Annotated in this window: 24 protein-coding genes and 1 riboswitch; of the genes, 16 read left to right on the forward strand and 8 right to left on the reverse strand. The window is 68.1% G+C overall.

Going from position 1 to position 22679, the window contains the following annotated elements:
- Positions 1–273: 273 nt before the first annotated feature.
- On the reverse strand, positions 274–801 hold the full coding sequence (locus tag OG394_RS27180; protein WP_328989927.1) for a DinB family protein: 528 nt from the start codon (positions 799–801) through the stop codon (positions 274–276).
- A 146-nt stretch (positions 802–947) separates the two neighbouring features.
- Between OG394_RS27180 and OG394_RS27185 the strand changes: the two genes are divergently transcribed.
- A complete protein-coding gene (locus tag OG394_RS27185; RefSeq protein WP_328989928.1) occupies positions 948–2693 on the forward strand; it encodes a DEAD/DEAH box helicase in 1746 nt (581 codons plus the stop codon).
- Positions 2694–2802: 109 nt separating this feature from the next.
- Here OG394_RS27185 and OG394_RS27190 read toward each other — a convergent pair whose 3' ends face one another.
- Positions 2803–3594, reverse strand: coding sequence for a thioesterase family protein (locus tag OG394_RS27190; protein ID WP_328989929.1), 792 nt, complete (start codon positions 3592–3594; stop codon positions 2803–2805).
- Between the two features lie 84 nt (positions 3595–3678).
- Here OG394_RS27190 and OG394_RS27195 point away from each other — a divergent pair, with 84 nt between their 5' ends.
- Together OG394_RS27195 and OG394_RS27200 are read left to right on the forward strand one after the other, a co-directional pair.
- Positions 3679–4047, forward strand: a complete 369-nt coding sequence (locus OG394_RS27195; RefSeq protein WP_328989930.1) for a DUF1304 domain-containing protein — start codon at positions 3679–3681, stop codon at positions 4045–4047.
- Positions 4048–4198: 151 nt separating this feature from the next.
- Positions 4199–5557: an MFS transporter gene (locus tag OG394_RS27200; protein ID WP_328989931.1), complete on the forward strand. Its 1359-nt coding sequence runs from the start codon at positions 4199–4201 to the stop codon at positions 5555–5557.
- On the opposite strand, the gene OG394_RS27205 is transcribed toward OG394_RS27200, so the two are convergent.
- Entirely contained in the window at positions 5554–6192 is a 639-nt protein-coding gene (locus OG394_RS27205; protein ID WP_328989932.1) for a LysE family translocator, read from the reverse strand. The genes OG394_RS27200 and OG394_RS27205 overlap by 4 nt on opposite strands.
- Before the next feature lie 116 nt (positions 6193–6308).
- Positions 6309–6421, forward strand: a riboswitch (adenosylcobalamin (AdoCbl) riboswitch).
- 35 nt (positions 6422–6456) lie between these two features.
- Here OG394_RS27205 and OG394_RS27210 point away from each other — a divergent pair.
- The 5 genes from OG394_RS27210 to OG394_RS27230 all read left to right on the forward strand — a co-directional run bounded on the left by OG394_RS27210 (position 6457) and on the right by OG394_RS27230 (position 9742).
- Positions 6457–6651 carry a CbtB domain-containing protein gene (locus OG394_RS27210; protein ID WP_328989933.1) on the forward strand — a complete coding sequence of 65 codons (195 nt, stop codon included), beginning with the start codon at positions 6457–6459 and terminating at the stop codon, positions 6649–6651.
- An 11-nt stretch (positions 6652–6662) separates the two neighbouring features.
- Complete coding sequence (locus OG394_RS27215) at positions 6663–7445, forward strand: CbtA family protein (RefSeq protein ID WP_328989934.1); 783 nt, start codon at positions 6663–6665, stop codon at positions 7443–7445.
- A 47-nt stretch (positions 7446–7492) separates the two neighbouring features.
- A complete protein-coding gene (locus tag OG394_RS27220; RefSeq protein ID WP_328989935.1) occupies positions 7493–8011 on the forward strand; it encodes a histidine phosphatase family protein in 519 nt (172 codons plus the stop codon).
- Between the two features lie 85 nt (positions 8012–8096).
- Entirely contained in the window at positions 8097–9368 is a 1272-nt protein-coding gene (locus tag OG394_RS27225) for an alpha/beta hydrolase (RefSeq protein WP_328989936.1), read from the forward strand.
- Complete coding sequence (locus OG394_RS27230) at positions 9365–9742, forward strand: hypothetical protein (RefSeq protein ID WP_328989937.1); 378 nt, start codon at positions 9365–9367, stop codon at positions 9740–9742. The genes OG394_RS27225 and OG394_RS27230 overlap by 4 nt, the downstream gene beginning before the upstream one ends.
- 114 nt (positions 9743–9856) lie before the next feature.
- Here the strand turns inward: OG394_RS27230 and OG394_RS27235 are convergent, their stop codons facing one another.
- From OG394_RS27235 to OG394_RS27245, 3 genes are all read right to left on the reverse strand, one after another.
- Positions 9857–10237 (reverse strand): VOC family protein, encoded by a 381-nt coding sequence (locus tag OG394_RS27235; protein ID WP_328989938.1) that lies wholly within the window; start codon positions 10235–10237, stop codon positions 9857–9859.
- A 394-nt stretch (positions 10238–10631) separates the two neighbouring features.
- Positions 10632–11480 (reverse strand): fumarylacetoacetate hydrolase family protein, encoded by an 849-nt coding sequence (locus tag OG394_RS27240; protein WP_328989939.1) that lies wholly within the window; start codon positions 11478–11480, stop codon positions 10632–10634.
- Between the two features lie 27 nt (positions 11481–11507).
- Positions 11508–12209 carry a GntR family transcriptional regulator gene (locus tag OG394_RS27245; RefSeq protein ID WP_328989940.1) on the reverse strand — a complete coding sequence of 234 codons (702 nt, stop codon included), beginning with the start codon at positions 12207–12209 and terminating at the stop codon, positions 11508–11510.
- Positions 12210–12333: 124 nt separating this feature from the next.
- Between OG394_RS27245 and OG394_RS27250 the strand changes: the two genes are divergently transcribed.
- From OG394_RS27250 to OG394_RS27275, 6 genes are read left to right on the forward strand one after another with little or no spacing between them, the layout of a single operon-like run.
- Entirely contained in the window at positions 12334–13452 is a 1119-nt protein-coding gene (locus OG394_RS27250) for a sugar ABC transporter substrate-binding protein (protein WP_328989941.1), read from the forward strand.
- Positions 13449–14537: a mandelate racemase/muconate lactonizing enzyme family protein gene (locus OG394_RS27255; RefSeq protein WP_328989942.1), complete on the forward strand. Its 1089-nt coding sequence runs from the start codon at positions 13449–13451 to the stop codon at positions 14535–14537. Before OG394_RS27250 ends, OG394_RS27255 begins: the two co-directional genes overlap by 4 nt.
- Entirely contained in the window at positions 14534–15649 is a 1116-nt protein-coding gene (locus OG394_RS27260) for an ABC transporter permease (protein WP_328989943.1), read from the forward strand. The genes OG394_RS27255 and OG394_RS27260 overlap by 4 nt, the downstream gene beginning before the upstream one ends.
- Positions 15646–16656: an ABC transporter permease gene (locus OG394_RS27265; RefSeq protein ID WP_328989944.1), complete on the forward strand. Its 1011-nt coding sequence runs from the start codon at positions 15646–15648 to the stop codon at positions 16654–16656. The genes OG394_RS27260 and OG394_RS27265 overlap by 4 nt, the downstream gene beginning before the upstream one ends.
- Positions 16653–18167: a sugar ABC transporter ATP-binding protein gene (locus OG394_RS27270; RefSeq protein ID WP_328989945.1), complete on the forward strand. Its 1515-nt coding sequence runs from the start codon at positions 16653–16655 to the stop codon at positions 18165–18167. Before OG394_RS27265 ends, OG394_RS27270 begins: the two co-directional genes overlap by 4 nt.
- On the forward strand, positions 18164–19012 hold the full coding sequence (locus OG394_RS27275) for an amidohydrolase family protein (RefSeq protein WP_328989946.1): 849 nt from the start codon (positions 18164–18166) through the stop codon (positions 19010–19012). The genes OG394_RS27270 and OG394_RS27275 overlap by 4 nt, the downstream gene beginning before the upstream one ends.
- Positions 19013–19057: 45 nt before the next feature.
- On the opposite strand, the gene OG394_RS27280 is transcribed toward OG394_RS27275, so the two are convergent.
- A complete protein-coding gene (locus OG394_RS27280; RefSeq protein WP_328989947.1) occupies positions 19058–19699 on the reverse strand; it encodes a hypothetical protein in 642 nt (213 codons plus the stop codon).
- A 131-nt stretch (positions 19700–19830) separates the two neighbouring features.
- Positions 19831–20613: an alpha/beta fold hydrolase gene (locus tag OG394_RS27285; protein WP_328989948.1), complete on the reverse strand. Its 783-nt coding sequence runs from the start codon at positions 20611–20613 to the stop codon at positions 19831–19833.
- 45 nt (positions 20614–20658) lie between these two features.
- Here OG394_RS27285 and OG394_RS27290 point away from each other — a divergent pair, with 45 nt between their 5' ends.
- Together OG394_RS27290 and OG394_RS27295 are read left to right on the forward strand one after the other, a co-directional pair.
- On the forward strand, positions 20659–21015 hold the full coding sequence (locus tag OG394_RS27290; protein ID WP_328989949.1) for a MerR family transcriptional regulator: 357 nt from the start codon (positions 20659–20661) through the stop codon (positions 21013–21015).
- A gap of 110 nt (positions 21016–21125) precedes the next feature.
- Entirely contained in the window at positions 21126–22670 is a 1545-nt protein-coding gene (locus tag OG394_RS27295) for an endonuclease/exonuclease/phosphatase family protein (RefSeq protein WP_328989950.1), read from the forward strand.
- Positions 22671–22679: the final 9 nt, after the last annotated feature.

Here is a 22679-nt window from a genome sequence, read left to right on the forward strand (position 1 = left end):
CAGAATGCGGCCCGCCTGTGGATGCCGAGCCCACGGCACCGAGACCCGAGCAGCACACCCCTGCGCCGATTTGTGGAAACCCCCTCGCGAGGTGCCTCCTTGTGTTTGCACACGCGCGACACAACAAGGCACTTCGCGGGAGAGTTATCCCCAAATCCGCCCGCGGGGTTGGGGATTGGGGCAGCGCCGTGTACGGCGTGCGCGGCCGATTGGGGCGAAGGGGAAGTCCGCGATCGCTGCGCGCATTCCGGGTCCGACCGTGAGGCGGTGGGGCTATTCGCCGGTGTGGCCGTCTAGTTGTTCGCGGAGGAGGTCGGCGTGGCCGTTGTGGCGGGCGTATTCCTCGATCATGTGGACGTAGATCCAGCGCAGGGAGATGGGGCCGGGCCGCTTCGGGTTCGGGTGGGTGAAGACGTCGTCGAGGTCCAGGTCGCGTACAGCCTCGTTGGCCAGGGCGATCTCGGTTCGGAGGTGGGCCAGGTCTTCCTCGGCGAGGGCGGCGTCGGCTAGGTCGAAGTCGCCGTCGGGGTGCTCGTCGGTCCAGGTGCGCGGTTCCACGGGTTGCCCGCCGGCGATCTTGCGGAACCACCACAGCTCCACATCACCCATGTGCCGGACCAGTCCGAGCAGGCTCATGGTCGAGGGATGAGCACTCCGAGTAACCAACTGGTCACCGGTCAGGCCCTGGCATTTCCACTGCAAGGTGCCTCGGTGAAAGTCGAGCCAACGCTGCAACATCTCGCGTTCGCCTGCGATCAAAGGGGCTCGTACGCGATCATCGGGAAAGGCGGTCTCGGTCACTGGCCGGACGTTACCAAGCCGATGCCGTACACTATGAGTGACGGCCCGCCCAGTTCTGCCTCGGGCCGCTTCGTTGTCGACCACCACGCGCCGCGGCCCACCTGGCTGCGCCGGGCAGGACGACCCCTCGACTTTCTGGAGTACCTATGGCGGCCCGCCGCCCCAGTGAAACCCGCACGCCCACCGCCCAATCCCCCGCAGCACCCAGCACCAACCGCCCGCGCCGTCGGCGCCGTGGCGGCAGCACGAACACCAGCGACACCGCCAACACCAACGCCGTCAGCGCTCGCAACGGCAGCGCCAACTCCAACGGCGCCCGCAGCAACACCAACGGCGCCAGGCCCGTCAGCACCACGACGGCACCCGTCGACGAGACGTCGTACGACGAGGTCAGCGAGGCTCCGGCAGACGTGAGCTTCGCCGAGCTGGGGCTGTCCAGCCGGCTGATCCAGGCTCTCGCGGCCAACGGCATCGACCGTCCGTTCCCGATTCAGGCGGCCACGCTGCCCGATTCGCTGTCCGGGCGGGATGTGCTCGGCCGCGGCCGGACCGGCTCCGGTAAGACGTACGCCTTCCTGTTGCCGCTGCTCGCGCGTCTTGCCGAGAGCGGCACCAAGCGCCAGCCGAACCGCCCGCGCGCCCTGATCCTGGCGCCGACGCGTGAGCTCGCCACCCAGATCCAGGCCTCGGTCGCGCCGCTCGCGGACGCGCTCCGGATGAAGACGATGACCGTCTTCGGTGGCGTCGGCCACGGCCCGCAGATCACCGGTCTGCGCAACGGCGTCGACATCGTGATCGCCTGTCCCGGCCGCCTCGAGGACCACGTCAAGGAGGGCCACGCCCGGCTCGACGCGGTTGAGGTCACAGTGCTGGACGAGGCGGACCACATGGCCGACCTCGGCTTCCTGCCGGCCGTTCGCCGCCTACTGGAGAAGACCCCGCCGAACGGTCAGCGCCTGCTCTTCTCGGCGACCCTCGACGCCGGTGTCGACGTACTGGTCAAGCGGTTCATGAACAACCCGATCACGCACAGCGTCGACTCGGCCAAGTCGCCGGTCGCGAAGATGACGCACCACGTGCTGCACGTGCAGTCCGACAGCCGTCTGCCGGTGCTGGTCGACCTGACCTCGGCCCCGGGCCGGACGCTGGTCTTCACCCGCACCAAGTACGGCGCGAAGTCGCTCACCAAGAAGCTCATCTCGTCGGGCGTGCCCGCGGTCGAGCTGCACGGCAACCTGTCGCAGGGTGCCCGTACGCGCAACCTGGAAGCCTTCTCGGACGGCTCGGCGTCGACCATGGTCGCCACCGATATCGCCGCCCGCGGTATCCACGTCGACGACATCAACCTCGTCATCCACGCGGATCCGCCGATCGAGCACAAGGCCTATCTGCACCGTTCGGGCCGGACCGCCCGTGCCGGTGCCGAGGGCACGGTCATCACGCTGATGACCGACGACCAGGTCCGCGATGTGCGCGACCTGACCCGCAAGGCCGGGATCGCCCCCAAGGTGACCCGCCTGCGCGTCGGCGATCCGCTGCTGGCCGAGCTGGCTCCGGGCGAGCGCGTCTTCGTCACCCCGGTCGCCACTCCTGCTCCGGAGGTACGTCGTACGGCTGCGGGTTCGGGTGGTGGCGGCCGTGGCGGTCGTCGCCGCGGTGCCGGTGGTGGTGCGCCCAAGGCTGAGGCCGGTACGGCGCGTGCCGGTGCGGGTCGTTCCGGCGCCGGTCGTTCGGCCGGCGGTTCGGGTCGTTCCGCGGGTGGCCGTTCCGGTGGTGGCAAGGGCAAGGCGGCGAGTGCGCCCAAGTCGTACTCGACGACCACCCCTGGTACGTCGAGCCGCCCATCCGGCGCAGCCGCCTTCTCCTCCGCAAGCCGCTCCGGCCGCCGCTGATCCCCACCCCCTTTGCATTCGTTCGTCGGAAACCGCCCTCCTCCGCCGCCTGCCTGTGCGGGCACGCTGAGCTGAGAGGGCGGTTTCCGACGAACGAATGCAAAGGGGTTCAGCGCTCGGTGATCAGGCCGAGTTGGCGCGATTGGGCAACAAGGCTGCCCTTGCTGTCCCACACCTCGAAGTCCTCTTCGTGCAGACCTTCGATCAGGTAGCGCGTCGACACCCGGCAGGCCAGCCAACCAGGAGCCGGTCGGGCCCGCAGATGGACCGTCAGCTCGATGGTGGACGAGTTGAGCACCCCGAAATCCAGTACGGCGGGCGCCGCGCTGTCCACCAGCGCCGCCAACGCCAAACCATCCGGCTCGCGCCCATCGGCGAAGCGCACCCAGAACTCGCTCGTCCCCGATTCCCCAGGCTTACCAAGGAACCACCCGGGCACCTCGGCGTACCGGAACTCGAACCGGTCCGCGATGGTCACCCCGGGCACACCGCCCTTGGCCAGCGGGTTCACGCAGTCCGCCGGCGCGGGCAGGTCCGGCGCTTGCTCGAGCATCGCCGTACGGCCTGAGGTCTGGCCGAAATCCAGGTACGACGCGGTGAGCCGGACGAGGTCCTTGCCGTCCTGGGTCAACCGCGCCTCACCCGTCGAGATCCGGCGGCCGGCCCGGGTCAGCGAGGTGTGGACGGTCACCGGGCCGACCTGCGCGGGCCGGAGGAAGAAGGCCGACGTGACGAGCGGATCCGGCTGCGGCAGCTCCGCGCCGAGGGCCCGCAGCATGATCGCCATCAGGTGGCCGCCGTTCGGGCGGTCGGAGATGGCGTTCCAGCGGTCGGTCACGGTGGCGGTATAGGTGCCGTCGCCAACCGGCGTGACCGCGGTATCGGTGTCGAACTCGCTCATTCAGCCCCCAAAGAAAGGTCTCGCAACATTCCCATGGTGCCGGTATGCCCGGCGACTACCGCACGGGTGGTTGACAATCAGCGCGTGAACACTGCCGCGCAGATCTTCGTCGGCCTCGCCGGCGTCTTCCACCTGGTCATCTTCACCATGGAGAGCGTGCTCTTCCGCAAGCCCGAGATGTGGAAGCGATTCCGGATCGCGTCCGCGGCCGATGCCGAGATCGTCCGCAACTGGGCGTTCAACCAGGGCTTCTACAACCTGTTCCTCGGACTGGGCGCACTCGGCGGCCTGTTCTGGTTCGGCGACAAGGGTGAGAGCGTCGCGCTGTTCGCCTGCGCCTGCATGGTCGGCGCGGGTGTCGTCCTGGTCGCGACCGACCGCCGGATGCTGCAAGCCGCCGCGATGCAGGCCGGCCCACCCCTGCTCGGCCTCATCCTCGCGGCCGCCCTCTGACGTCCTCTATTTTTCATTCGTTCGTCGGAATCCGCCCTCCTTCCGCCGCGGACCTGCACCGGTCGGCGGTGCTGGGAGGGCGGATTCCGACGAACGAATGAAAAATAGAGAGCTTGACTTCAAGTCGTGTTGAAGTACCAGGGTTCGGGACATGCTGACGACGAACGAACCGCGCGCCGAACGGATCGGCGTACTGTCCCCGCGATACCGCTCGCTGACCATCGGTATGGTCGCGCTGATCACCCTGGTCGCCTTCGAGAACCTGGCCGTCACCACCGCGATGCCGACGGTCGCGGTCGCCCTCGACGGCCTGTCCTGGTACGCCCTGGCCTTCGGCGGCCCGCTCGCCTCGGCCGTCATCGCGATGGTGATGTCCGGCACCTGGAGTGACGCGAAGGGTCCGGCCCGGCCGCTCTGGCACGGCACGGCCTGGTTCCTCACCGGCCTGCTGATCGCCGGATTCGCGCCCACGATGGAGGTGCTGGTCGCGGGCCGGATCATCCAGGGCTTCGGCTCGGGCCTGCTGACGGTCGCGTTGTACGTCGTAGTGGGCCAGCTCTACCCGCCGGAACTCCGCCCGCGGATCTTCGCCGCCTTCGCCTCCGGCTGGGTGGTGCCCTCGCTGGTCGGACCGGCGATCGCGGGCCTCATCGTCGAGCACGCGAACTGGCGCATCGTCTTCCTCGCCGTACCGGTCTTGGCCATCCCCGCGGCCCTGGTGATGCGGCCCGGCCTCGGTCAGATGGCACCACCCGCGGCCGCCACGACCGACTCGATTTGGAATCGCCGTACCGCCTGGGCTGTTGCCATCGCGATCGGCGTCGGCCTCCTGCACTACGGCGGCCAGCAGAACGGGCTGACCCAGGTAGTCCTGCTCGCGATCGGCCTGGGCGCGGTTGTCGTGTTCGCGCCGCGGCTGCTGCCGGCCGGGACGTTCGCGATCCGCCGGGGGCTGCCGTCGGTCGTGGCCTTGCGGGGCATGGTCGCGTCGGCCGGATTCGGCGCCGAGGTATTCCTGCCGCTGATGCTGACCCGTGAGCGCGGGCTGTCCCCGGCGTTCGCGGGCCTGGTGCTGACGGTGAGCGCGCTCGCGTGGTTCAGCGCCTCCTGGTACCGCGGGCGCCCGAACCAGCCGCTGTCGCACTCCGCCTTCATGCAACTCGGTATGGCGTCGATCGTCGTCGGAATCGGTACGGCCGTCCTGACGCTCAACCCGTCCGTACCGGTCGTGGTCGGCGTACTCGGCTGGGGTCTCGCCGGTCTCGGCATGGGCACGGTCTTCCCAACGCTGTCCGTGCTGATCCTCGAGTACTCGTCACGCGAGGAGCAGGGCGCAAACAGCTCCGCACTCCAGCTCAGCGACTCTCTCGCCACTGCGACCGTACTGGCCATCGGTGGTTCGCTCTTCGCCGCAATCGAGCCCCACTCACCGATGACCGCCTACCTCACGGCGTTCGGTCTCCCCGCCCTAATCGCCCTACTAGGCGTCTGGACGGCACGGCGTACCTAGTCCTTGGAGGCGCTGACCGCGATGCCGGCGCCGAGCCCGATGATCATCAGGCCGCCGGTACCGCCGACCAGTTCAAGTCGCTTGGGGGATCGGGCGAACCACTGGCGGGCAGTACCGGCCACTAGCGCCCACACGCTGTCGCTGACCAAGGCGATCAGTACAAAGGTCAGACCGAACAGCAGGATCTGCAGACCCGCGTGCCCGGCAGAGCGGTCCACAAACTGCGGAAGTACGGCCGCGAAGAACACGGCGGTCTTCGCGTTAGTGACCCCCACCAGAAAGCCCTGCCACATAGCCTGGCGTGCACGCGTGGTGGTGTTTCCGCTGGTCAGAGCCGCTACCAGCGAACGCCGTTGGCGAAAGGCCTGCACGCCGAGATAGACCAAGTACGCCGCGCCGGCGAGCTTCACGACCAGCAGTGCGACGGAGCTGGCGGCGATGAGCGTGCCAAGGCCGACGGCCACGGCGGCGAGCATGACGCCCGCACCGATGGCGTTGCCGGCCATCGTGAGCAGCGCCTCGCGACGACCGGCGGCGAGGGCTCGGCCGACGATGAACAGGACACTCGGACCCGGCACCACGATGATGATCAGAGCGGTGAGGGCGAACGCGAGCAAGTGCTGCGTGGACGGCATCGCCCCAGCGTAGATGCGCTTCGGCACCACCGCCTCACCTTTTGAGCGGTCTGGCCGCCTGAGCCGGCAGGGCGTGATGCATCACGCGTTGACCCGGGTGGGGGTGGGGACCTACGGTTCGAGAGCCATCTGCGATGTCATGAGGGAAACCGGTGCAAGACCGGTACGGCCGCGCCACTGTAATCGAGCAGCCGCTCGGAAGTCAGGACGCTCAGGCATCGCAGCCTTTCAATGGGGACGCGCATTTCCCCAGGAGGTTCACCGATGACTGTTCCCACGCCTGCCCGCGCCGTCGCCGCTCCGGCGATCTCGCTCCCGATCGCCATGCTCACCCTTGGCCTGCTGCTGGTGCTCGCCTACCTGGTCACGTTCGACCAGGGTGCGTTGTCCCGGTCCGGCATGCTCATGCACGAGCTGATGCACGACGGCCGCCACCTGCTCGGCGTCCCCTGCCACTAGAGCCGACGATCATGCGCACCTTCAGCTCCCTGCTGGTGCGTGGACTGATCGCGGGACTTTTCGCCGGCCTGCTGGCCGGAACCTTCGCGTACGTGATGGGCGAACCGCACATCGACGCCGCGATCGCCATCGAAGAGGCCGGCGCGCCCACGCACACGCATTCTGACGATCCCGCCGCTACTGAGGCAGAGGAAGAACCTCTGGTCAGCCGCAACGGCCAGCGGGCCGGGTTGTTCCTCGCGACCAGCCTGTACGGCGTCGCGCTCGGCGGCATCTTCGCGGTCGCCTTCACGCTGCTGCGACGACGCCTTCGCACCACCAGCGACTCGTACGCCGCCCTCGGGCTCGCCGCCGCGGGCTTCATCGGCATCGTGCTGGTGCCGTTCCTGAAATACCCGGCCAATCCGCCGGCCGTCGGTGATCCCGAGACGATCACCAAGCGCACCATCTCGTACTTGCTGCTCCTGGTAATCGGACTGCTCGCGGTCTGGGCCGGCGTCGCCGCCGCGCGCTGGGCCGAGGCCCGGTTCACCGAACCCCCGGCCTGGGTACGTCTTGCCTTCGGGACGGCGGCGTTCGCGGTCACGGTCATCGCCGCGTACTTGATCCTCCCGGCCGTCAACGAGGTCCCCGGCACCTTCCCGGCGACCCTGCTCTGGCAGTTCCGGCTGTCCGCGCTCGGCACCCAAACCGTGCTCTGGCTGTTGCTCGGATTCGCCTTCGCGGGACTCGCCGACCGCCGGCTCAAGCCGGTCGGCACGGTCGTACCGGCCGCCACGGGTGGTGTCGCCTGATCAAGCTCACGCTCGTCGCCCACGCACTGACTCCCGGCCTCCGGGGGATGGTGCTGGGCGGCGATGGTGAGCCTGATCCGGCCGGCCTCCGCGCCATCGGCCAGGTCATTGCCAAGGGCAACGGGTTCGACGCGGAGGCCGAGGCGTGGGTGTCGCCCGAGGTGGCCGCGCAACGGACGGCCGAGGAGTTCGGACTGCGGGCGCGGATCTCGCCGCGGTTGCGCGATCGGGAGTACGGCGACTGGGCCGGTCGCCGCTTCGAGGACCTGCTCACCAGCGAACCCGGTATCCAGAGCTGGATCGCCTCGCCGGAGGCCGCGCCACCAGGCGGCGAATCGGCCGACGACCTGATCGCCCGGGCCGGCAGTTGGCTCGACGATCTCGCGGCCGAACCCGACACCGCGATTCGCCGTACGGTCGTGGCCGTCGTGCATCCCACCGTGGTCGCCGCCCTCGCCCTCCGCGCGATTGCCGGCCCGTCGTCCGGCCTGCGCCGCCTCGACATCCGCCCGCTCACCCGCGTCCGCCTCACCGCCCGCCGCGGCACCTGGTCCCTCCGCCTCTGACCCGTTTCCGTTAGGGACTTCCGGCCGTAGCGGTGGGCTGTCAGACTGGCGCTCGCTGTGTTGACCGGGCCACGGGGGAGTGCTGATGACGGAGTCGGAGGAACGACTCGAGCGGTTGCAGTTCCGCGCTCGCAATGTCGCTCCCGAGGTGGCGGTCTGGGAGGCGCGCGCCTACTTCGCATCCCTCGCGCCGGGCGACGCCCGTGAACTCGCCGAGCGTTATCCCGACCACGTCGGCAGCCTGGACGGCGTACCAGTCGAGTTGCGGTACTACGCGAACCGCCTCCGCATCGACGCCGAGCGGAACCGCCTCACCGCCCTGCCGAAACCCAGCAAGGACGAGCGCAAGCGCCTTGCAACGCTCAACGAGATGCTCACCCCGACTCGCTCGCTGGGCGTCGACCCTGCCACCGGCAAGCGCGTCGTTGTCGAGCAGTACCGCCAGTTCCTCTCGGTCGACCCCACCCGCGACGGCTGCGCGGTCGAGGTGCTCGGCGATCTCGACAATGCCCGCCAGGTCGCCGTACTGGTGCCGGGTATGGGCAACGACCTCGAGACGTTGCGCTCCCAGGCCGACCGGGCGCACACGCTCAAGGTCGAGGCCGGACCGGGCACGGCGGCCGTGCTGTGGATGGACTACGACTCGCCCGACGGCGTACTCGAAGCCGCCAGCAAGCAGGACGCCTGGGACGCGATCTCCGGGTTCCGCCGGTTCCAGGCCGGCCTCGACACCGAGTTGTTGCCCGAGGCAAGTACTACCGTGATCGGGCATAGCTACGGTACGACGGTGGTGGGACAGGCGCTGTTGCGTGGCGCGCGTTTCGACCGGGTGGTGCTGACCGGCAGCCCGGGTATCTCGCGTGAAGTGACGAGTGCGGCCGAGTTGGTGCCGCCGGGCATCCAGGTTTTCGCCGCGCGTGCGCCCGGGGACTACGTGTCGTACACCCAGTGGCACGGGCCCGATCCGGCGTCGTTCCCGGACGTCGTACGCCTGCAGACCGGGGCCGGCGTGCGTTGGCACGACCAGTACTACCGCCCGAACAGCGAGGCCTTGCGTAACCTCGGACGCGTGATCCGTGGCGACCTGGCCGCCGTGACAACGGCCGATACGAGTCCATCCCAGGAAACCCGCCTGCTGCCCGGCGTCTCCTGGGCCGGCGCCATCCGCGGCGCGGCCGAACCAGTCTCAGCCGTGTACGACGGAGTCGCCGCCATGCGTGGCGTCAAGCCTCCCGCCATCGCCTCGTCAGCGGGGACGTCAGCGGGACCTTCGGAGCTTGGGGAATCGGCGCGGGTGATCCGGCCGGACGATTCGCGCTGGGGCCGGGCGCCTCGACCGGAAGGGCCGACGCGATGACGTTGACGGAAGCCCGGGACCTACTCCGGTCCGAACTACTCGCCACGGCGGCCGCCGCCGTACCAGGTGAGGAAGGCCTCGTCGTCCACGATCCCGGCCCGGTCGACCCTGGCGCGCTCTTCGACGGCCGTGGTCCCGCCACCATCTGCACCATCACCGTCGAGACCGGCGACCCCGCCCGAACCGACGCGGCCGAGTCGTACGTCGAAGCCGCCGCGCAAGCCCTCCGAACCGCCGGCTGGGACGTGGAAGTCCCCCCAGTCGAAGCCGGTCACCACCGAGCCGCCGCCCATCGCGAAGGCTTCGACATAGCCGTACACGCCTTCGATTCCGACTGGCGCCTAACCCTCACCGGCCAAACCCCGGACCTCTAGCCTTTCCTTTTTTCGTATGCCGCGAGTGGTCACATCTGGTCCACGCGGCGGTCCGGTAGACGTCGGCGTAGTGGACCAGATGTGACCACTCGCGGCATACGAAAAAAAGATGAGTCAGCTGGTGGCGATGCGTTCGGCGTCGCTGCGGAGGACGCAGAACTCGTTGCCTTCGGGGTCCTGCATCACGGCCCAGCCGGTGCCGTCGGGATTACGCAGGTCGTGCTTGAGGGTGGCGCCGATGGTCAGCAACCACTCGACCTCTTCGTCGCGAGGCCCGTCGGGGACCAGGTCGAGGTGCAGACGATTCTTGCCGGCCTTGTCATCGGTATTGCCCTCGAAGAGCAGGATCCACCCGGCCTCGGTGATCACGCTCGCGGCCGGATCGCCCGGTTCGTCGTCATCCGCGAGCCGTCCCTTCAGCACCTGCGCCCAGAACTGCGCCAGCCGATAAGGATCAAGCGTGTCGAACGTGACCGTCCGCAACCGAGAAGTCATGACGTCACCATATGAACCCCGCCCGCATCCCACGCAACCCACTTTCCCGCCACCCCAACGCCCATCGCCCCAACACAACGCCCGAGGGCGCAATCCACCTCCCACGGTCGGACGCGAATTGCCGTCAAGCCGACACAACCAGGCACTTCGCGAGAAGGTTCCACAACTTCCCGCATTCCGCGTCCGACCGTGGGAGGCGTATCCGGCGCTGGTGTCGTTCCCGTGGCGAGCACAACGACAACACGGCATCCCTATTCCGGGGGTCGACACCCGGAATGGGGGGAGGACTCGCGAAATTTGGAGGGTCGGCCCCCCATTCCGAGAGTCGACACTCGGAATAGGGGGCGCGGTCTTCCTGGAGGTAGGCGGCGGTGGCGGCCGCGCGGAGGAGGGGTTAGGGCTTGGTGAGGGATTGGCGTTGGCGGCCTAGGGACTGGATTTCGCATTCGACGGTGTCGCCGGGGGAGAGGTAGGGGAAGCGGCCGGAGAGGGCTACGCCTTCGGGGGTGCCGGTGTTGATGAGGTCGCCGGGGTCGAGGGTCATGTACTGGGAGATGTCGCGCACGAGCTCTGCGACCGAGAAGATCATGTCCGAGGTGGAGGAGTCCTGGCGGATCTCTCCGTTGACGTACGACCTGAGGGTGAGGTTCTGCGGGTCTACCTCGTCGGCAGGCACCAGTGCCGGCCCGAGCGGGTTGAAGGTCTCGCAGCATTTGCCCTTGGACCACTGACCGCCGGACACCTCTAGCTGGAAGGCGCGTTCCGACACGTCGTTCGAGACGGCATAACCGGCGACGCAGGCCATGGCATCCTCCAGCGTCTCGACGTACCGCGCGGTCTTGCCGATGACTATGGCGAGCTCAACCTCCCAGTCGGTCTTCTCGCTGCCACGAGGCACCACTACGTCGTCGTACGGGCCGACGACCGTGTTGGGGTGTTTGAAGAACAGGACCGGGTGTGCGGGCGGTTCGGCGCCGGACTCGGCAGCGTGGGCCGCGTAGTTCAGGCCGACGCAGACGACTGCTCCGGGCTTGGCGATCGGCGCACCCACGCGGAGATCGTCCACTGCGGCAGCGGAAAGCGTGCCGGACGAGAGCGCCGTACGGACGCGGGCGATGCCGTCGGCGGCCAGGAAGGCGCCGTCGATCTCGCTGGTGACAGGGGACAGGTCATAAACGGTGCCGTCGGTGTCGCGCACATACGGGCGCTCCTCACCGGCCGGACCGAGACGAAGCAGTTCCACAGCACTCCTCACAACAACTGAATGAACTCAAGGAAGGGAAGAATCGAACACCGGCAGCAGCCGGAGCCGGGACGCCTCGATATGCGCGCGCATGGCGGCTGAGGCCTCGGCCGGATCGCCACGCCGAACGGCCGCGACGATGGTCTTGTGTTCGCGCAACGCCTTTGTCGCGATACCGCCGCCGTAGTACAGCCGGAACAAGTGCAGGTGACAGTGCGTACGCGCGAAGGCCTGCCGGGCCGTGTCGTTACCGGACAACTCCAGCACCATGTCGTGGAAGCGCTGGTCATGCGCGGCCATCGCCCGATAGCTCTCGTACGCGGGCCGGCTCGGCACGTCGGTATAACTGAGCATCTCGTCCTTGAGACGGTTCAGGTCGTCGGCCTCGGCCCGCTCGGCGGCACGACCCGCGGCCCACGGCTCGACGTGCAGCCGGAATTCGAAGAGGTCCTCGAACTCCTCCCGGGTCAGCCGGCTCGACACCCGGTAACCGCGCAGTGGCTCCTTGATCACCAAGCCGTCGGACTCCAGCCGGGCCAGTGACTCCCGGATCGGGGTCTGCGAGATGCCCAGCTCCCGGGTCAGGGCGTCGATGTTGAGCCTGGTCCCGGGCTCGACCACGCTGTCCATGATCAGGCCCTTGACCGTCTCGTAGACGTCGTCGCTGAGCACCTGTCTTTGCGGCAGCCGGCTCAGTTGCCCCGCCAGCCCCGCGTGTGCGTCCGACACAGTCGCTCCCTCCGGAACCGCCCATTCTGCCTGACTCGTTATGAAGACCACCCTTGACGTCACCATGATGAGCGGGCAACATCGGCCTGGCAATATCCTATAGGATCTGTGAGGAGCTTGTCCCATGACCCAGCGTTCGTTCTCCGCAGGCCGCGCCATCAATCGTCCCGGAGCGCGCGGGGTGGCCGCCGCAGTGGCCGTGCTGGCCCTCGTCGGGACCGGTTGCACCACCAAGGAAACCCCCAGCGCCGACGCGCCCAAGGACGATGCCTCGACTGGTACGTCGGCCGGGCCGGTGACGCTGAAGGACGGCTCGGCGGTGAAGGTCGCGTTCGTCCCCGGCGGCGCCCACCCGTACTTCCAGCCGTGGAAGACGACGGCCGAGACCGCGAAGTCCGACTTCAAGCTCGGCGGCGTGATCTTCAACGAGACCGGCGAGTGGGACCAGGGCAAGCAGAACAACGTGCTGAACTCGCTGGCCGCCCAGGGCTACAACGCCTTCGGCATCTTCGGCGTCTCCCCGACCGACATCAACTCGACCTTCGAGGACCTCAAGGGCAAGGGGTTCGCCGTCGGTTCGCTGGCCTCCTGCCCGGCCGGTGATACCAACTCGGCCGACTTCTGCCTCTCCACGGACGTCGAACTCGCGGCGTACAAGGCGGCCAAGGCAACGATCGAGGCGATCGGCGGTGCGGGCACGATCGTGCACCTGACCGGCAACAACGTCGACTCGAACACGCAGCGCCGGATCGCCGGGGTGAAGAAGGCCGTCGGCGAGACCGGTGGCAAGGTCACCGAGATGCCGGTCATCACCGATATCGACAAGGACCTGCAGACCGCGCAGAAGGCCGTCGCCGACCTGCTCGCCTCCAAGGGCAAGGACATCAAGGGCATCGTCACGACCGCCTACAACCCGGCCGTGGCCGCCGCCGATGGCGTGAAGTCGAGCGGTCTGCCGATCAAGGTGGTCGCGATCGACGATGACGCCGCCATCCTGAACGGCATCAAGTCCGGCGGGGTCGCCGCGACGGTGACGCAGAACCCGGTCGGTCAGGCGTACGTCGGCGGCTGGCTGCTCGCGCTGCTCGGGTCCAAGCAGTGCGAGATGAAGGAGCCGGGCGCGATCGTCGACTCGGGTTCGTTCGTGGTCACCAAGGCGAACGTGGACACGTACGACGCCGAGCGCAAGGCGAAGACGAAGGAGCTCGAGCAGGAGTTCGCGGCGAAACTGTCCTGCCAGTGACCCGTATCGAACGCGCCGAGGCCTGGCTGGTCGATGTCGCCGTCGAGACCGTGCGCACGGACGCCGTACAGGCGTTCGCCAAGCAGGAAACGGTTTTCGTCGAGCTCCAGACCGACGACGGGCTGACCGGCCTCGGCTATTCCTACACGATCGGCACGGGCGGTACGGCGGTGCTCGCGATGTTGCGCGACCACCTCGTCCCCCGGCTGATCGGGCAGGACGCACGCAATATCGAGGGCCTCTGGTTCGACTTGTTCGCGTCCACCCGGTCGACCACCGTCGGCGCGATCACCTCGCTGGCGCTGGCCTCGGTCGACACCGCGCTCTGGGATCTGCGGTGCCGCCGTTCCGCAGAACCGTTGTGGCAACTGGCCGGCGGCTTCCGGCGTGAAGTCCCGCTGTACGACACTGAGGGCGGCTGGTTGCACCTGAGCACCGACGAGCTCGTCGCGGGCGCATTGGCCTCCCAGAAGGCGGGTTGGCCGGGCGTAAAACTGAAGGTCGGCAAACCGCGAGTGCACGAAGACCTCGAGCGATTGACCGCCGTACGGGATGCGGTTGGTCCCGCGCTCGACATCATGGTCGACGCGAACCAGTCGATGACCTATCCCGAAGCACGCCGCCGGGCGCGGGCGTTCGAACCGCTCGACCTCGGGTGGTTCGAGGAGCCGTTGCCAGCCGACGACCTGACCGGGCATGTACGACTGGCCTCGTCGACGTCGATCCCGATCGCGGTGGGCGAGTCGCTCTACTCGATCTCGCAGTTCCGGGAGTACCTGCAGGCGGGTGCGGCCGGGATCGTGCAGGTCGACGTCGCCCGCGTCGGCGGCATCACGCCCTGGCTGAAGGTGGCGCACCTGGCCGAGACGTTCAACCTGGCGGTTTGCCCGCACTTCCTGATGGAGTTGCACGTGAGCCTCACCGCCGCCGTACCGAATGGCCGGTACGTCGAGCACATCCCGCAACTGCGGGCCATCACCCGGACCGAGATGGCGATCGAGAACGGTCACGCCATCGCACCGGATACCCCGGGCCTCGGGATCGACTGGGATCCCGACGCGATCGATGACAGGAGAGTCGGGTGAGCGCACCGGTCTCGGAGGTCGCAACCGCCGCACTGCAGGAGCCGGACGACGATCAGCCGGTCCGGGAGTCGCGGACGCCGTGGTGGGCCAATCAGCGGATCGGCCTGCTCATCCTGGTCGTCGCGCTGTCGGCCCTCTTCGGCGTACTCCGGCCGGCCTTCTTCAACCAGGACCTGGTGGTGTTCCCGTTGCTGCGGGACATCGCGATGTTCACGGTGGTCGGTCTGGCCCAGATGTGCGTGCTGTCGATCGGCCACATGAACCTGGCCGTCGGCCGGATGGCCGCGTTCTCGATGATGATCACGGGCATCTCGTACGACCTGTGGGGTTTCAGCCTGTACGCCGGGCTGCTGGTCGGACTCATCGCGGGCGCGGCGATCGGTGCCCTGGCCGGCTGGGTCATCGCGCGAACCGGGGTCAACGCCTTCGTCGTCACGTTGGCGCTGGACTTCCTGCTGCTCGGGTTGATCCCGTTGGTCTACACGGGTCTGACCGAGAACGCGGCCTTCACCACCAAGCCCGCCGGGATGCGCGAGCTGCGGAACTACTCGCTCGCGGACGTCTGCATCGGGCCGGTCTGTGGTTCGCCGGCTGTGCCGCAGTTGGCGTTGTTCGCGGTGATCGCGATGGGCGTGATCGGCTGGATCTACAGCCGCACCCGGCTCGGACGCGAGCTGCTGATGACCGGCACGAGCGTGAAAGCGGCCGAATTGTCGGGTATTCCGACCGCCCGTCGCGTCATCACGGCGCACGCGATGTCGGGTGCGCTGGCCGCGTTGGCCGGGTTCATGCTGGCGGTGAGCACCGGGTCGATCAAGGCGTCGATCGGTGACGAGTTCATGTTGCCGTCGTTCCTTGGCCCAATCCTCGGTGGCACGTTGCTGGCGGGCGGGTTCATCTCGGTCGTTGGCACGCTCTTCGGTACGGCGCTGACGTCGGTGATCCGCCGCGGGCTGGATCTGCTCGGCGTTGGTCTCGAAAGCCTCAACATCTACCTCGGCCTGATCCTGCTGCTGGCGCTGTCCACCGACCGGGTCCGCACGGTTCTCTCCGAACGTCGGCCCGCTCCAGGACGACAGCGAACAAAGAAGAAGCAGGAGGGAGATCGATGAGCAAGGTGTCGATCAGGCGGTTCGCGCGCAGTACCGAAGGCGGGTTGACCGGGATCTGTGTGGTCTTCTTCGTCGGCCTCGTGATCGCGTCCGGCGGCGACCTCCTCGAGGCGAACTCGCTTCGGGTGCTACTGCAGTTCCTCGCCGTCCCAGTGCTGATCGGGTTGGCCCAGATGGTCGTACTGGCCGTTGGACAGCTCAACCTGGCCGTCGGCGCGATGGGCGGGTTCGCGGCCTGCGCGATGGGCGTGCTGATGGTGGATCACGGGGTACCAGTACCGCTGGCCCTGCTGATCGGGTTCGTGCTCGCCACGCTCGCGGGGCTGGCGAACGGCCTGCTCGTCGTACTGACCAGAATCAACGGGTTCATCGTGACGCTCGCGACGATGACCGTGCTGATCGGTGTGCAGTACCGACTGGTCGGCACGCGCACGGTGGACGACTACCCGCAGGCTCTCAAGTCGTTCGGCTCGTATGCGGTGTTCGGCGTACTGCCCGTCATCTTCCTCGTCGCACTGCTCGTGGCCGGAGTGCTGGCCGTGGTGTTGCGTCGTACGGTGCCCGGGCGGCAGCTGCTCGCCTCGGGCGGGAATCCCATCGCCGCAAGGCTTTCCGGCATCTCGAACGACCGGTCGGTGATCCTCGCGCACACCATCTCGGGTGCGGTGCTCGGGATCGCGGCCGTGCTCACCGTGGCGTCGTCGCCTGGTGTGAACAAGAGCATCGGCGGGGACTGGCTGCTGCCGAGTTTCGCCGCTCCGATCATCGGTGGCGCGCTGCTCACCGGTGGTTCCGCGGTCATCCTGGGCACGGTGTTGGCGGCGTTCATCGTGCGGTTCGTGGACACCGCCCGGGCCGAGTTCTCGCTGGAACCGAGCTGGGTCAACTTCGTGGTCGGCGCGGTCGTGCTCGGGTCCGTCGTACTCGGTCAGGTCCGGACGCGTCGCCAGGCCCGCACCCAGGTGGTCAAGGCGCCCGACGTGGCGGTAACGGGAGGCGTCGCATGAGTCTGTTCGAAGCGGCCAGGGTGGAGAAGGTCTTCCCCGGCGTAAGGGCGTTGGACCGGGCCACGTTGAAGCTCGAGCCGGGATCGGTGCACGCCCTGCTCGGGGAGAACGGCGCCGGCAAGTCGACGTTGATCAAGATCGTCACCGGGTTGTACCGGCCGGATGGCGGCAGGCTGATGCTCGACGGGCAAGAGGTGCACTTCGCGTCGCCGCACGAGTCGGCCGCGGCCGGGATCGGCGTCGTACACCAGGAACGCAACCTCATCCCCGGCTTCAGCGTCGGCGAGAACATCCTGCTGCAGAAGCTCCCGACGAGTCGCGGTCTGGTCGATCGCGGCCGGATTCGCGAGGAGGCAGGGCGCTGGCTTGCCGAGCTCGACCTCGACCTCGATCCCGATCTGCCCGTCACGGAGCTCTCGGTCGCGCAGGCCCAGCTGGTCGAGATCGCGAAGGCGCTGTCCGTGCAGAGCCGGGTGCTGTTGCTCGACGAGCCGACGGCCTCGATCACGCCGAACGAGGCCGAGCGCCTGTTCCGGGTGGTGGCCAAGCTCAAGAACGCCGATTGTGCCGTGTTGTTCGTGAGCCACAAGCTCGAAGAGGTCTTCGCGATCTGCGACACCGTGACGGTGCTGCGCGACGGCGCCTCGGTGCTGGAGTCGGGCCGGCTGGCCGACCTCACCCGCGACGAGGTCGTCGACCTGATGGTCGGTCGTGTGCACGAGGCGCTCGCCTTGCCGCCGCGAACCGTCGACCAGACTTTGGCGCCGCTGCTCGAACTCGATCAAGTGGGTACGGCGACCGGGCATCGCGGCGTCGACCTCGCCGTCCGGCCGGGGGAGATCGTCGGCCTGTACGGGTTGGTCGGCGCGGGCCGCAGCGAACTCGCCAAGGCCCTGCTCGGGCTCGACCGCATCACCGACGGCGAAGTCCGCGTCCGGGGTAAGGCCGTCCGGATCAAGAACGTGCGTGATGCCCTGCACACGCACAAGATCGGTTACGTCACCGAGAACCGCAAGGAGGAAGGCGTCTTCCTCGAGCAATCGGTCAGCCGGAACATCGCGGTCACAGTGTGGGACCGCCTGCGCAAGGCCCTCGGGTACGTGTCGGCCAAGACCGAGGCGGAGATGGTCGCGCAGTACGTCGAGCAACTCGGCATCCGGGTCGCCTCGCCGTTGCAGCTGGTGGGCACGTTGTCCGGCGGCAACCAGCAGAAGGTCTCGCTGGCGAAATGGCTCGCGGCCCAGACGGAGATCCTGATCATCGACGAGCCGACCGTCGGGATCGACGTACGGACCAAGGACGCCTTCCACACCTTGATCTGGGATCTCGCGGCCAACGGGCTGGCGATCCTGCTGATCACGTCGGACCTGCCGGAGATGATCACGCTGGCCGATCGGGTCGTCGTGATGCGGGACCACCAGGTCCGTGGTGAGGTGGCGAACGACCACGACTACGACACGATGAGCCAGCAGGTCATCCGGCTCATCCACGCTGAGGAGAAGGCGGCATGACGGGACGCGTCGACGCGCATCACCACGTCTGGGATCTCCAGGTCCGCGAGCAGTCCTGGATGGTCGGGCCGTCGATGGCGCCGATCCGCAGGTCCTTCGGTGCTTCGGATCTCGCACCGCTTGCCGCCGACGCCGGCATCACGGCAACGGTCTTGGTGCAGACCGTCAGCGTGTCGGCGGAGACGCCCGAGTTCTTGCAAGTTGCCGCCAGCAACGAACTGGTCGCCGGTGTGGTCGGTTGGGTCGACCTGACCTCGGACTCGGTCGCGGATGCCTTGAAGGCGTTGACGGAACGGCCGGATGGCCTTTGGCTGAAGGGGATCCGTCACCAGGTGCACGATGAGGCCGATCCTCAGTGGCTCGATCGGGACGACGTACGTCGGGGGCTCGCGGCCGTCGCGGAGGCGGGTCTGGCGTACGACTTGCTGACGAAGCCGCCGCATTTGCCCGCCGCGATCCGTACGGTGCAAGCCCTGCCCGAGTTGACGTTCGTCCTCGACCACATCTCGAAACCCCAGATCGCGACGGGCGAACTCGAGCCGTGGGCGAGCGGCCTGCGAGAGCTCGCGTCGTACCCGAACGTCACCTGCAAGCTCTCCGGCATGGTCACCGAGGCGTCGTGGACCGACTGGACGATCGACGACCTTCGCCCGTACGCCGACACCGTGCTCGACGCCTTCGGACCGGACCGCGTGATGTTCGGCTCGGACTGGCCCGTCTGCCTTCTGGCCGCGTCGTACGACGAGGTGGTGGCCACCGCCGAAGACCTCACGTCCAGTCTGACCGAGACCGAACGCGAGGCCGTCTTCGGCACCACCGCCCGCCGCGTTTACGGGCTGGCCTGACGGCACCACGACTCCTCCCCGAGTCGTGGTACCGCCTGATCGGGGTCAGCCCGAGCGGCCCAGGGTTTGGGTGGCGACGGCCAGGACGGAGGTGAGACCGGCCTTGTCCATCGGGCGGCCCGCAGCGGTGAGCTCGACCTCCGCGAGGCGCTTGGTGCCACTCCAGTCGGCGACCCAGCGGGTCATCACGAGACGCTTGGCGCCCTTCGCGTCGACGTAGGTGTAGGTCAGCGTCGTGTAGTAGTGAACCGGGTGCGTCGGCAAGGTGGTTCGCTTCACCTGGCCGGTGGTGAGCGAAACGATCTTCAGGCCCTTGGTGCCCTTCAGGGCCGCGATCTTCTGCTTTGCGGCGGTGGGCTGGGGCACGGGCTTGCGCAGCCAGCTGTTGACTCGCAACGAGTAGTGACCCTTGCCGCCGGTGTAGCGGTGGTGGTCGGTCGAGAGCTTGGTGTCCTTCCAGCCCTTCGGCACATACAGCCCGGTGCTCCACTCGTTGTTCGGCTTGTAGGAGCCGAAGGCAGTGTCGACGAAGGTGATCTTGCCAGCCGGCAGCGCCGGCACGCTCGCGGTGGTGGCGGCACTGGTGGCACCGGCCGTGGTCGCGCCGTGAGCGGTCGTGATGGCGCCAGTGCCGAGAAGTGCCACGGCGGCGACGACCCCGGCGGCTCTCGCGATGCTGAACCTCATGCTGTTCCCCCTGCTTGTGCTTACCTGGCTGGCTTTCGGGCATCAAGTCGATGCACTGATGAGACTCCCGAAAGTGCAGAGAAGTTCGACACGCTGTGATTCGGTTGCCCGAGGCAACCAAAAGAGGCTCGTCAGAGGCGGTGTCGCTGGAGGAAGTCGAGCACGAGTTCGTGCCAGGTGTCGGGCCGTTCGGCCATGAACACGTGTCCCGCCTGGATCTCCGCGTATTCGGCGCCCTGGATCTGCTCGGCGAGGTACCGGTGGCTTGCCGGGTCGACGAGTTGGTCCTCGCTCGCGGAGACAACCAGGGTCGGTACGGCGATGTACGCGAGATCGCCCCTGGTGTCGATCCGGCCGACGAGGTCGGCCTGTGCGCTCGTCCCACCGGGAGCCGTGCCGGCGACCTCCTCGAGGAAGCCGGCCACCGCCTCGGGCGGCATCCCGTTCGCGAAGCCGGTGCTGAACGCCAGGCTGAACACGACCCGCGCGAACGCCTCCCGATCACCGGCAGCCAGGGTTCGGCCCCAGAGATCGAGGGCCACGCGCAGCCGGTTGTCGGCGTAAGCGGTCCCGGCCGCCAGCACGAGCCCGTTCACGCGATCGGGATGCCGGATGGCGGCGCGAACGGCCACGGCGGTCCCGAGGGAGAAGGCGACGATCGCGAACCGCTCGGTGGCCGCCTCGGCGACCAGGGCGTCCGCGAGGGCGTCGAGTTCGAGGTGCGTGTCGTCGGCGGGGTAGTCGGATCCGGTGACCGTGTGACCATCGGCCAGCAGGGGGATGAGGCTGCCGAAGTTCGCCTCGATGCCGCCGCCCGCGCCGTGCGCGAGCACGATGCCGGGGCCGGAACCGAAGACCTTGGTGCTGAGCGCTGGAGTTTCGAGGGTCGCGTGCTGCGGGGAAGTGTTCGTCATGCCGGCGACGTTAGGCACTGACATCAGTGTGAAGGTCAAACCCAGGTGTCGGAGGTCATGATGCTGATCGGCGAGCTGTCGCACCGGACCGGTGTGAGCGCCCGGCTTTTGCGCTATTACGAGGAGCAGGAGCTGCTGCTGCCCACGCGGGACACGAACGGCTACCGCCAGTACGCCGAGGACGCCCCGGCGCGGGTCGAGCGCATCCGGGAGCTGCTCGACGCCGGCCTGCCGACCCGCGAGATCCGCGAACTCCTTCCCTGCGCGACTGAGGACGGTCTGCGGCCCTGCGACCGCTCGCGGTCGATCGTGCGCAGCGGGCTCGACCGGCTCGACGAGCAGATCGCCGACCTGAACCACAAGCGGCTGCTGCTGGCGGGCCACGCTGAAGTCGCTCGCTGACGAGAAACCTCGTCACGGACGCTGTTTGTTCAGCTGGAGTCCTTGTTGGCGGTATTGCGCACAGATGCGTGTATCTACACAATCTGAGCGTCTATCGACGAGGAGGCTCCATGCTTCGAACCATCGCCCTGGCGGTCGCCACTGCTCTCGGTGTGACCACGCTGTCGGGTCCGGCGAATGCGGCACCGGACGGCACGCTCGTCCTCGCCTCGACCAGTGTGGCGGTCGGCGACCCGATCGAGCTCAGTTACGCCACGCCACGTCCACACGCGAAGAACTGGGTCGGCCTTTATACCGATCCCGGCAACGGTCCGGTTGGTGAGCAGTACGTCGGCCCGTCGCTGAAGTGGGTCTACACCCCGGCGGCCAGTGGCACCGCGACGTTGCCGACGGCTGGTCTGTCGCCAGGCAACTACATCGTCTACTACCTGGCCGAGGACGGGTACGCCTGGCTCGCCCAGCCGGCCCGGCTGAAGATCGTCAGCGACGCCCCGCTGCGGTTCGTCACCGAGGCCTTCACCTTGCGCAACGCCCGCGCGGGTAAGGCGTACAGCGCGCGCATCGGCGGCCTGGTCCAGGGCGAGCAGACCGGCCTCACCTTCAGCAAGGTGAGCGGCGATGCGTGGATCTCCGTGAGCGCCGACGGAACGGTGACCGGTACTCCGTCGTCCGCCGGCACGGCCACGCTCAAAGTCCAAGCACGCAACTCCGCGGGCCAGCTGAGCACCGCCACGGTCTCCATCACCGTGCGCGCGGCCGATGCCGGCCTGGTGCCGAGGCTCAACGTGCTGAGCTGGAACCTGTGGCACGGCGGCAGCCAGGTCGGTGGCGCCCGGGCGAAGCAACTGAGGTTCCTGCTCAATCGTGACGTGGACGTGGTGGGTATGCAGGAGACGTCGTCCACCTCCGCGAAGGAGCTCGCCGAGGCGCTCGGCTGGGACTACTACCAGGCCGGCTCCGACATGGGCGTGATCAGCCGCTATCCGATCACCAAGCGAGGCCCGTTGCCTTCGGTGTCCGGCCTGGCGGGGGCGTACGCGCGGATAAGCATCGACGACCGCACGGCCAAGGAGGTCGTGCTCTGGACCGCACACCTCGGATACACGCCGTACGGGCCGTACGACGCGTGCTTCTCTCCCCGCAGCACCCAGCAACTGCTACGCCGCGAGGACGCCTCGGGCCGCACGGCGCAGATCGACGCGATCGTCAAGGCGATGGACGCGGACCTCAAGGCCGCGGGTACGCACCCGGTGCTGCTGACCGGCGACTTCAACGCGCCCTCGCACCTCGACTACACGGCCGCCGCGGCGAGCACGCACTGCGGCCACTCGGGCATTCCCTGGCCGACTTCAGTGATCCCGGCGCAGGCTGGGCTGAAGGACTCCTACCGAATCGCCAACCCCGACCCGGTCGCCTCGCCGGGCAACACCTGGTCTCCCGTCTTCAAGACCTTCACCGGTGGCTATGGCTACGACAGCCACAAGGGTGAGCCGGAGCCGCAGGACCGCATCGACTTCGTGCACTACGCCGGAAACCTCGCGGTCGCCGGCTCGCAGGCGGTCGTCGCGGGTACCCCGAAGCCGGCGCCTGACCATGCCGCCAACGAGTGGACCTCCGACCACGCGGCCGTGCTGACCACCTTCACGGTCGGCTGACCAAGCAGT

The organism is Kribbella sp. NBC_01245, assembly GCF_036226525.1.
Taxonomy (GTDB): Bacteria; Actinomycetota; Actinomycetes; order Propionibacteriales; family Kribbellaceae; genus Kribbella.